Origin of the sequence: Massilia sp. CT11-108, assembly GCF_047302915.1 — a bacterium.
Lineage (GTDB): Bacteria > Pseudomonadota > Gammaproteobacteria > Burkholderiales > Burkholderiaceae_D > Telluria > Telluria orientalis.
In genome coordinates this window covers 1-10,852 of sequence record NZ_JBKYMO010000182.1, presented here as the reverse complement: position 1 = coordinate 10,852, position 10,852 = coordinate 1, and the positions used below count along the sequence as shown (strand labels likewise).

The following is a 10,852-nucleotide window of genomic DNA, read 5'->3' as shown; positions in this document are numbered from 1 at the left end:
ACTCCAAGTGCTTCATCGCCCAACCCCTGCTGCGTGATCAATTTAGCTTTGACAGCAAAAATTGGGCGACTACTTAGAGCATATGGGGTCTTAATTTGTGAGGTGACTTTTGAACGGAAGGAGACGGCAGGGATTATCGACCCTTCCTGCAGCACCATTCCGACAAATGAGGACAATGTCAGCCTCCTTGCTTATCTGCTTTCAGTCGCCTCCGGAGGCCAAAATCGAGCGCGCGGCGTAGGTCTAGTGCAGCTATGGACACGACGTTGAACTGAAATGGCGGATCGCAGTAAAGGGCCCGCGCGATGCTGGCCTTTTTCTTCCAATCATGCCCTATAATGCAGGGAATCCGACATCGTCCCATGCGCCCCCCACGCCAAACCCGCCTCCTGAGCGCCATCATCGCTCTGATCAGCCTGCTGTTCATGCAGCTGGCCGTGGCCGCCTACGCGTGTCCAAACCTGATCCCGGCGCGTACCACGCCGATGCTGGACCGTTCCGGCCAGCCGATGGTGAATTGCCCCGAGGCCGACCGGCAAAGCCCAACCCTGTGCCACGAACACGCGCACAAGCAAACGCCGTCGCTCGACAAGCCCGACGCGCCTTCGGTCATGCCGTTCGTCGCGACAGGTATCGCGCTGCCGCTCTTGTGGCCCGACCATGGCGCGGAGAGATCCAATCCGCCGTTCGTTTTCCTGCACGCCTCCGGCACATCGCCACCGATCGCGATACGCCACTGCTGTTTCCGCCTATAGCCTCCCGTTGCCAAGTCCCCGTTCCGCCACGTTAATCCCGTGGCGGTGCCGTTCTTCGCACTCCGGAGCTATCACATGCAATTCTTCGACCTCACCGGGCGCGACGCGATCGCCCCGGTCCTCGCGCTCGCATTGGCGCTGAGTCTCGCTTTACCGTATGAACCAGCGCAGGCCGCCGCCGGGCTGACGCTCGAACAAGCGCAGCAGCGTGCGCTGGCGCGCTCGCGCGCAATCCCGGCGCAGGATGCCGCCATCGCCGCCGCCCGCGAACTGGCCGTTGCGGCCGGCCGTCAGCCCGATCCCGTCCTGCGCGCCGGCATCGACAATCTGCCGGTCAGCGGCGCCGACCGCTACAACATCGGTACCGACTTCATGACCATGCGCCGCATCGGTGTCATGCAGGAGCTCACCGCGTCCGACAAGCGCAGACTGCGCGCGGCCGGGATGGAAGGTGCGGCCGACAAGGCCGCCGCCGAAAAGGACGTGGAGGTCGTGCGCATCGAACGCGACACCGCCCAGGCCTGGATCGATTTGTATTTCGCCCGACAGATGGACAATCTGATCCGCCAGCAGGTCGGCCAGGCCGACCTCGACCTGCAAGCCGCCGAAGCAGCTTATCGCGCCGGGAAAGGCAGCCAGGGCGATGTCTTCGCGGCCCGCAGTCGGATCGGCGCCGCGCAGGACAAGGTCGACGAATCCGACACCCGCGTCAGGACGGCCCGGCTGGCCCTGGCGCGCTGGGTCGGTCCGGACGTCGACGTTGCACCCGCAGGCCTGCCGGACATCGACCGCATCCGCCTCGACCCCGATGCCCTCGACACCCAGCTTGCCCACCATCCCGACATCGCCGTGCTCGATCGCGAGGAAGCCGTTGCGCGCACGGAAGCCCGGCTTGCCGAGGCCAACCGGCATCCCGACTGGACCGTGGAAGTGTCGCTGCAGCAGCGCGGGCAGGGGTATTCGAACATGGTGTCCGTCGGCGTGTCGCTGCCGCTGCAGTGGGACAGGAAACACCGCCAGGACCGCGAGCTCGCGGCAAAGATCCTGCAGGCCGACCGCATCCGGGACGAGCGCGAAGAGCGCCTGCGGGCCCACACGGCGGAAGTGCGGGCGATGCTGGACGAGTGGCGCAGCATCCGCGCGCGCCTGGCCCGCTACCGGCGCGAGCTCGTGCCTCTCGCTCTTGATCAGAGCGCGGCCGTCCTGGCCGCCTACCGCGGCGGCAAGGCGGCGCTGGCCGAGGTGCTGGCGGCCCGCCGCAATGAGCTCGACGTCCGGCTGCAGGCGTTACAGCTGGACGCGGAGGCGGCCAGGCGCTGGGCCCAGCTGAACTTTCTCACGCCGAGCAACCATCCGGAGGCACAGCCATGAGCCGTCGCATCGTCTTTTCCCTCCTCGGCGCGCTGGCCGTGCTCGCGGCGACCGGCTTCGGCGCGTATCGCCTGGGACTGCGGGCCGGCGCGCACGACGCGGCGCCGGCAGTCGACAAGACGGGACGCAAAGTCCTGTATTGGCACGACCCGATGGTACCGGGCCAGAAGTTCGACAAGCCCGGCAAGTCGCCCTTCATGGACATGGAGCTGGTGCCGGTGTACGCCGATGAAGGCCAGGCGCAAGGCGGCGTCGTCGTCAGCCCGGGCGTCCGGCAGAACCTCGGCATGCGGATCGCCGAGGTCCGCAAGGGGACGCTGGCGAGCACGCTCGATGTCGTCGGCAATGTCGCGTTCAACGAGCGCGATCTCGTCCAGCTGCAGGCGCGCAGCAGCGGCTACGTGGAAAAGCTGTTCGTGCGCGCGCCGCTCGATCCCGTCCGCAAGGGACAGCCGTTGCTCCAGCTGTACGCGCCCGACTGGGTCGCGGCGCAGGAAGAGTACCTGGCCGTCAAGCGCATGCCGGACGGCGCGGACACGGCGGGCCTGCTCGACGCGGCCCGGCAGCGGATGCGACTCGCGGGCATGACGGACGCGCAGGTCGCGCAGGTCAGCGCGCGGTCGCAGGTGAGTCCGCGCATCGCCGTCACGGCGCCCACCGACGGTGTCGTCAGCGAACTGTCGGTTCGCGAGGGCATGACAGTGGTGCCGGGGACGCCGCTGTTCCGCATCAACGGCCTGCTCACGGTCTGGGTGAATGCGGAAGTGCCGGAGAGTGCGGCGGCGCAGGTCCGGCCCGGTATGGCTGTACGGGCGACGAGCCCCGCTTTCCCCGGCATGGCATTCGACGGCAAGGTCGAGGCCTTGCTGCCCGAGGTCAGCACCTCCACGCGCACGCTGAAGGCACGCATCGAACTGGCCAACCCCGGCGGCAAACTGGTGCCGGGGATGTTCGCGACGATCCACATGGTACCGGCACGCGGACGCGATGCGCTGCTGGTGCCGGCGGAGGCCGTGATCGAGACGGGCGCACGCACGGTCGTCATCACGGTGTCCGACGACGGCAGGTTCGCACCGGCGGACATCGTCACGGGGGCCGAGGCAAACGGCCAGACGGAAGTCCTCGAAGGCCTGGCGGAGGGACAGAAGGTCGTGGCGTCGGGTCAGTTCCTGATCGATTCCGAGGCGAGCCTGCGCGGTACCCTGCAACGCCTCGGTGCCGCGGCGCCCGCCGCGCCGGCGCAAGCGGCGATCCATCGCGCGACCGGCAAGGTGGAGCGCATCGCCGGCGGCGAGGTGACGATCTCGCACGGGCCGGTCCCCAGCCTCAAGTGGCCAGCGATGACGATGGGCTTCGCGGCGCCCGCGGGCGGACTGCCGCATGACGTCAAGGCTGGCGACACCGTGCAGTTCGAATTCCGCAAGGGCGACAAGGGCGGGTTCGAGATCGTCGCGATCGCGCGCACCGCATCAGGAGGCGGCCAATGATCGCGCGCGTGATCCGCTGGTCGATCGCGAACCGCATCCTCGTGCTGCTCGCGACGTTCGGCCTCGCGGCCTGGGGCATCTGGGCGGTGCAGCGCACGCCGGTCGATGCGCTGCCGGACCTGTCCGACGTGCAGGTCATCGTCCGCACGACGTATCCGGGCCAGGCACCGCAGATCGTCGAGAACCAGGTCACCTATCCGCTCACGACGACGATGCTGTCGGTGCCGGGCGCGCGCAGCGTGCGGGGCTACTCGTTCTTCGGCGATTCCTTCGTCTACATCCTGTTCGAGGACGGGACCGATCCCTACTGGGCGCGCTCGCGCGTGCTGGAATACCTGAACCAGACGCAATCGCGCCTGCCGCCTCAGGCCCGGGCGTCGCTGGGGCCGGACGCGACGGGCATCGGCTGGGTGTACGAATATGCGCTCGTCGACCGCACCGGCCGCCACGACCTGTCGCAACTGCGGGCCTTGCAGGACTGGTTCCTGAAGTACGAACTCAAGACGGTGCCGAACGTGGCGGAGGTGGCAAGCATCGGCGGCATGGTGCGCCAGTACCAGATCCAGCTCGACCCGGACAAGCTGCGCGCCTACGGCATCACGCATGCGCGCGTGATCGACGCGGTCCGCAAGGCGAACCAGGAGGCGGGCGGTTCGGTGCTCGAACTGGGCGAGGCCGAATACATGGTGCGCGCATCCGGGTATCTGGCTTCGCTCGACGACTTCCGGCACATTCCGCTGGCGACCGGTAGCGGCGGTGTGCCGGTGCAGCTGGGCGACGTGGCGCGCGTGCAGGTCGGGCCGGAGACGCGGCGCGGCGTCGCGGAGCTGAACGGAGAGGGCGAGGTCGCCGGCGGCATCATCGTCATGCGCTCGGGGAAGAACGCGCTCGCCACCATCGATGCGGTGAAGGCGAAGCTCGCCCGGCTCAAGGCCAGCCTGCCGGCGGGCGTCGAGATCGTGACGACGTACGATCGTTCCGGCCTGATCCAACGGGCGGTGACGAACCTGGAGCACAAGCTGTTCGAAGAGTTCATCGTCGTCGCCGTGGTCTGTGCGCTGTTCCTGTTCCACGTGCGCTCGGCGCTGGTCGCCATCGTTTCCCTGCCGCTGGGGATCCTGGCCGCGTACACCGTCATGCTGTACCAGGGCGTCAATGCGAACATCATGTCGCTGGGCGGCATCGCGATCGCGGTCGGGGCGATGATCGACGCGGCCGTCGTGATGATCGAGAACGCGCACAAGCACCTGGAGGCCTGGCACGACCGGCATCCCGGCGAACGGCTCGACGGCGCCGCGCACTGGCGGGCGATCGAAGCGGCGGCGGTCGAGGTCGGGCCGGCCCTGTTCTTCTCCCTGCTGATCGTCGTGCTGTCCTTCATCCCCGTGTTCGCGCTGGAAGCGCAGGAAGGGAAGCTGTTCGCGCCGCTCGCGTTTACCAAGACCTATGCGATGGCGGCCAGCGCGGGCCTCGCGGTGACGCTCGTTCCCGTGCTGATGGGGTATCTCATCCGCGGCCGGATTCCGCGCGAAGACGTCAACCCGTTGAACCGGTTCCTGGTCCGCGCGTATCGGCCGCTGCTCGACGTCGTGCTGCGCCGCCCGAAGACCACGCTGGTCGTTGCGGCCTGCATCGTCCTCGCGACGGTGTGGCCGGTCAGCCGGCTGGGCGGCGAGTTCATGCCGCCGCTGGACGAGGGCGACCTGCTGTACATGCCGTCGGCGCTGCCGGGGATCGGCATCGGCAAGGCGGCCGAACTCCTGCAGCAGACGGATCGCCTGATCAAGACCGTGCCCGAGGTCGACATCGTGTTCGGCAAGGCGGGCCGGGCGGAGACCGCGACCGATCCCGCGCCGCTCGAGATGTTCGAGACGACGATCCGGTTCAAGCCGCGCGAGCAGTGGCGCGCCGGGATGACGCCGGCGAAGCTGGTCGAGGAGCTCGACCGCGTCGTCAAGGTGCCGGGCTTGTCCAACGTGTGGGTGCCGCCGATCCGCAACCGGATCGACATGCTGGCGACCGGCGTGAAAAGCCCGGTCGGCATCAAGGTGGCGGGCGCGAATCTGCAGGAGATCGACCGCATCACGGGCGCGATCGAGGCCGCAGTGCGCAAGGTGCCGGGTGTGGCGTCGGCCCTCGCCGAGCGGTTGAACGGCGGGCGCTACATGGACGTGCGGATCGACCGCGCGGCTGCGGCGCGCTTCGGCATGAACGTGGCGGACGTGCAGGGCGTGATCGCCGCTGCCGTCGGCGGCGAGAACATCGGCGAGACGGTGGAAGGCTTGCAGCGCTTTCCGATCAACGTGCGCTACCCGCGCGAAGTGCGCGACTCGCTGGAAAAGCTGCGCGCGCTGCCGCTGCTCACCGAGGCGGGCGCCCAGATCCGGCTCGGCGACGTGGCCGTCATCCGCCTCACCGATGGGCCGCCCATGCTCAAGAGCGAGAACGCGCGCCTGTCCGGCTGGGTGTACGTCGACGTCCGGGGACGCGACCTGACGTCAGCGGTGCGCGCCATGCAGCACGTCGTCGCGCAGGAGGTGCGCCTGCCGGCAGGGTATTCGGTGTCCTGGTCCGGGCAGTTCGAATATCTGGAACGCGCGCTCGCGAAGATGAAGGTCGTCGTGCCAGCGACGCTGGCCATCATCTTCGTGCTGCTGTTCCTGACGTTCGGCCGGCTCGACGAGGCCGCGCTGATCATGGCGACCCTGCCGTTCGCCCTGGCCGGCGGCGCCTGGCTGCTCTGGCTGCTGGGGCACAACCTGTCGGTGGCGAGCGGCGTCGGCTTTATCGCGCTGGCGGGCGTGTCGGCGGAGTTCGGCGTGATCATGCTGCTGTACCTGAAGCAGGCCTGGGACGCGCGGCTTGCCGCGGGCAGGGACAGCGAGGCCGAGCTCGTCGAGGCGATCCGCAAAGGGGCGGTCCTGCGCGTGCGGCCGAAGGCGATGACGGTCGCGGTGATCGTCGGCGGCCTCGTGCCGGCGATGATCGGCGGCGGGACCGGCTCGGAGATCATGCAACGGATCGCGGCGCCGATGGTCGGCGGAATGATCACGGCGCCGCTGCTGTCGATGTTCGTGGTGCCGGCCGTGTATCTGCTGCTGCGCCGGCGGAGAATGCGCTTGTCTATGCAACCCGGCTTGCGTCCCGAAATACTTTAGGCTTAAAGTATCTCCCGGTACCGACGATCTTTTCTCCGGGGGCGCTTCATGACGAGCTTGTCCGCTGCAGAGTCAAGTCCTTCGGCCCATGTCGACACGTTCGCGCGGGATCATCTCCCGCCCGTCGACCTGTGGCCGGACCTCGTGTTCGACCTGCCCGCGCTCCAGTATCCCGCGCGGCTGAATTGCGTGGCGGAACTGCTGGACCACCATGTCGCGGCCGGACGGGGCGGGCGCACCGCCATCGTGGGCGATACGGTGACCTGGACCTACGCCGATCTCATGCAGCGCGTCGACCGCATCGCCCACGTGCTGCGCACGGACTTGAACCTCGTGCCGGGCAACCGCGTGCTGCTGCGCGGCGCCAACTGCCCGATGATGGCGGCCGCGATCCTCGCCGTGTTCAAGGCCGGCCTCGTGGCCGTGCCGACGATGCCGCTGCTGCGGGCGCGCGAGCTGGGCATCATCCTCGACAGGGCGCGGGTGAACGCCGTGCTGTGCGCGCGCCCGCTCGCGGACGAACTCGATCAGGTGGCGGGGCACCCGCGCGTCATGTATTTCCAGGATCCGGACGGCCTGGAAGCGCGCATGGCCCGCCACGCTGCCCCGTTCGCACCCGTGGACACGGCCGCGGACGACGTCTGCCTGATCGCCTTCACGTCCGGAACGACGGGCGTCCCGAAGGGCACGATGCACTTCCACCGCGACATCCTGGCGATCTGCGACTGCTTCCCGCCGCACACGCTGGGCGCGCAGGCGGACGACGTCTTCATCGGCACGCCGCCGCTGGCCTTCACGTTCGGCCTGGGCGGGCTGCTGTTGTTTCCCCTGCGCGTGGGCGCGGCCGGCGTGCTGCTTGAAAAGCCGGTGCCGGAAGGCCTGCTGGCCGCGATCGAGCGGTACAAGGCCACGGTCTGCTTCACGGCGCCCACGTTCTACCGCCAGATGACGCCCCTCGTCCCGCGCTACGACCTGCGCTCCCTGCAGAAGTGCGTGTCGGCCGGCGAGGCGCTGCCGCTGGCGACGCGGAATGCCTGGAAGACGGCGACCGGCATCGCCATGATCGACGGCATCGGCGCGACGGAGCTGCTGCACATCTTCATCTCGGCGAGCGGCGCCGACATCCGGCCCGGGGCGACCGGCAAGCCGGTCCCCGGCTACCGCGCGTGCATTCTTGACGACGACGGCGCGCCGGTCGGTCCCGGCGTGGTCGGACGGCTGGCCGTCAAGGGCCCGACGGGCTGCCGCTACCTGGCCGACGAGCGCCAGCGCGACTATGTCCTGGACGGCTGGAACCTGACGGGCGACAGCTACGAAGCGGACGCCGGCGGCTATTTCTACTATCGCTCGCGCACGGACGACATGATCATCTCGGCCGGCTACAACATCGCCGGCGCGGAGGTGGAAGAGGTGCTGCTGCGCCATCCGGCCGTCGCCGAGTGCGGCGTCGTGGGCCGGGCCGACGAGGAGCGCGGCCAGATTGTGGAGGCGCACGTCGTGCTCAAGCCGGAGTTCGACCCGACACCGGACACGGCGCGCATGCTGCAGGACTTCGTCAAGGCGCAGATCGCGCCCTACAAATATCCGCGCGCCGTGCGCTTCACCGACAGGCTGCCGCGCACGGAGACGGGCAAGCTGCAGCGCTACAAACTGCGACTGTCATGAACATCGTCTGCATCGGCGGCGGGCCCGCCGGCCTGTATTTCGCCCTGCTGATGAAGCGGCAGGATCCGGCGCACCGCATCGTCGTCGTCGAGCGCAACCGCCCGTACGACACGTTCGGGTGGGGCGTCGTGTTCTCCGACCAGACGCTCGGCAACCTCGTCGCGGCCGACGAGCCGACGGCGCGCAGCATCCTGCAGGCGTTCAATCACTGGGACGACATCGACGTCTTCTTCAAGGGCGAGCGCATCACGTCCGGCGGCCATGGATTCTGCGGCATCGGGCGCAAAAGGCTGCTGAACATCCTGCAGTAGCGCTGCGAAGAGCTGGGCGTGGAGCTCGTGTTCGAGACCGACGTGCAGGACGACGAGGCCGTCGCCGCGCGCTATGGGGCCGACCTCGTCGTCGCGGCCGACGGCATCAACAGCCGCACGCGGGCGCGCCATGCGGCCACGTTCCGGCCGTCGGTCGAGACGCGCCGCTGCCGCTTCGTGTGGCTCGGCACGAAAAAGAAATTCGATGCGTTCACGTTCGTGTTCAAGGAGACGGCGTTCGGCTGGTTCCAGGCCCACATCTACCAGTTCGACGACGACACGTCCACCTTCATCGTCGAGACACCGGAAGACGTGTGGCGCCGCGCGGGCCTGGCCGACATGCCGCAGGAAGCCGGCATCGCCTTTTGCGAGCGGCTGTTCGCGGAGCACCTGGACGGGCATCCGTTGCTGTCGAACGCCACGCACCTGCGCGGGGCCGCGATCTGGATCGCGTTCCCCCGCATCGTCTGCGAGCAGTGGGTGCACTGGAACGGCGGCTTGCCCGTCGTGCTGATGGGCGATGCGGCGCACACGGCGCACTTCTCGATCGGGTCCGGCACCAAGCTGGCGCTGGAAGATGCGATCGAACTGGCGCGCTGCATGCGCGACCACGGCAGCGACGTGCGCGCGGCGCTGGAGGAGTACCAGGCGAGCCGCTCGGTCGAGGTGCTGAAGATCCAGTCGGCCGCGCGCAATTCGATGGAGTGGTTCGAGAACGTGGAGCGCTACGGCGCGCTGGACGCGGAGCAGTTCGCGTACTCGATGCTCACGCGCAGCCAGCGCATTTCGCACGAGAACCTGCGTTTGCGCGACCCTGGCTATGTCGCGCATTTCGAAGACTGGTTCGCGCGCCGTGCGTGCGCGCAGGCAGGCGTGGCGCTGCCCGAGAACACGCACGTCCCGCCCATGTTCACGCCGCTGCGCGTGCGCGACGTGTTCCTGAAGAACCGCATCGTCGTCTCGCCGATGGCGCAGTATTCGGCCGTCGACGGCGTGCCCGGCGACTACCACCTCGTGCACCTGGGCGCCCGGGCAATGGGCGGGGCGGCGCTCGTGATGGCCGAGATGACGTGCGTGTCGGCCGATGCCCGCATCACGCCGGCCTGCCCGGGCATGTATGCGCCCGAACACACGGCGGCGTGGCAGCGCATCGTGGCCTTCGTGCACGGCCGGACGGATGCGCGCATCGGCATCCAGCTGGGCCATGCCGGCCCGAAAGGTTCCACGCGCCCGATGTGGGACGGCATCGACCAGCCGCTCCCGGGCCGCAACTGGCCGCTGATCGCGGCATCGGATCAACAGTACCTGCCGGGCATCTCGCAGGTCGCGCGTGCCGCGACGGAAGCGGATCTCGCGCGGGTGGAAGCGGACTTCGTGCGCGCGACGCTCGCGGCCGAAGCGGCCGGTTTCGACTGGCTCGAACTGCATTGCGCGCACGGCTACCTGCTGTCGTCGTTCATTTCGCCGCTGACGAACCGGCGCGAGGACAAGTACGGCGGCAGTCTCGAAAACCGCTGCCGCTATCCGCTGCGCGTGTTCCGCGCGATGCGCGCCGTGTGGCCGTCCGCGAAGCCGATGAGCGTGCGCATCTCGGCGCACGACTGGGTCGACGGCGGCATCACGCCCGCGGATGCCGTGCACATCGCGCGCCTGTTCAAGGACGCGGGTGCGGACATGATCGATTGCTCGTCGGGCCAGGTCAGCAAGGAAGAGAAGCCCGTGTTCGGCCGCATGTACCAGACCCCGTTCGCGGACCGCATCCGCAACGAGGCCGGGATTCCGACGATCGCCGTCGGCTCGATCTACGAGGCGGACCACGCGAACAGCATCATCGCGGCCGGGCGCGCGGACTTGTGCGCGGTGGGCCGGCCGCACCTGGCGAATCCCGCGTGGACGCTGGCGGAAGCGGCGCGGATCGGCGTCACGGCGGTCGCGTGGCCGAAGCAGTATCTGGCCGGGAAGGCGCAGCTGGAACGGAATATGAAACGCGAACGCCAGGCGGAGGGCTGATGGAGACATTACAGGGAAAGCACGCGGTCGTGACGGGTGCCAGCCGCGGCATCGGCCTCGCGATCGCCGAATGACTTGCACGCGCGGGCGCGTCT

Annotated in this window: 5 protein-coding genes and 1 pseudogene; all 6 read left to right on the top strand. The window is 68.6% G+C overall.

Annotation, left to right across the window (positions count from 1 at the left end):
- Positions 1 to 362: 362 nt before the first annotated feature.
- The 6 genes and pseudogenes from ACEN88_RS15825 (at position 363) to ACEN88_RS15800 (ending at position 10,757) form a co-directional block, all read left to right on the top strand.
- Positions 363 to 755, top strand: a complete 393-nt coding sequence (locus ACEN88_RS15825; protein WP_413341042.1) for a hypothetical protein — start codon at positions 363 to 365, stop codon at positions 753 to 755.
- 75 nt (positions 756 to 830) lie between these two features.
- Positions 831 to 2,126 carry a TolC family protein gene (locus tag ACEN88_RS15820; RefSeq protein WP_413341041.1) on the top strand — a complete coding sequence of 432 codons (1,296 nt, stop codon included), beginning with the start codon at positions 831 to 833 and terminating at the stop codon, positions 2,124 to 2,126.
- Complete coding sequence (locus tag ACEN88_RS15815; RefSeq protein ID WP_413341039.1) at positions 2,123 to 3,613, top strand: efflux RND transporter periplasmic adaptor subunit; 1,491 nt, start codon at positions 2,123 to 2,125, stop codon at positions 3,611 to 3,613. Before ACEN88_RS15820 ends, ACEN88_RS15815 begins: the two co-directional genes overlap by 4 nt.
- Positions 3,610 to 6,771, top strand: coding sequence for an efflux RND transporter permease subunit (locus ACEN88_RS15810; protein ID WP_413341038.1), 3,162 nt, complete (start codon positions 3,610 to 3,612; stop codon positions 6,769 to 6,771). The genes ACEN88_RS15815 and ACEN88_RS15810 overlap by 4 nt, the downstream gene beginning before the upstream one ends.
- Before the next feature lie 48 nt (positions 6,772 to 6,819).
- Positions 6,820 to 8,436, top strand: a complete 1,617-nt coding sequence (locus ACEN88_RS15805) for an AMP-binding protein (RefSeq protein ID WP_413341036.1) — start codon at positions 6,820 to 6,822, stop codon at positions 8,434 to 8,436.
- A pseudogene (locus tag ACEN88_RS15800) lies at positions 8,433 to 10,757 on the top strand (bifunctional salicylyl-CoA 5-hydroxylase/oxidoreductase). Before ACEN88_RS15805 ends, ACEN88_RS15800 begins: the two are co-directional and overlap by 4 nt.
- Positions 10,758 to 10,852: the final 95 nt, after the last annotated feature.

Bases quoted from the DNA above. Each gene is read 5' to 3' on its own strand.
- ACEN88_RS15825 (WP_413341042.1), top strand. From the start codon at position 363: ATGCGCCCCCCACGCCAAACCCGCCTCCTGAGCGCCATCATCGCTCTG.
- ACEN88_RS15820 (WP_413341041.1), top strand. From the start codon at position 831: ATGCAATTCTTCGACCTCACCGGGCGCGACGCGATCGCCCCGGTCCTC.
- ACEN88_RS15815 (WP_413341039.1), top strand. From the start codon at position 2,123: ATGAGCCGTCGCATCGTCTTTTCCCTCCTCGGCGCGCTGGCCGTGCTC.
- ACEN88_RS15810 (WP_413341038.1), top strand. From the start codon at position 3,610: ATGATCGCGCGCGTGATCCGCTGGTCGATCGCGAACCGCATCCTCGTG.
- ACEN88_RS15805 (WP_413341036.1), top strand. From the start codon at position 6,820: ATGACGAGCTTGTCCGCTGCAGAGTCAAGTCCTTCGGCCCATGTCGAC.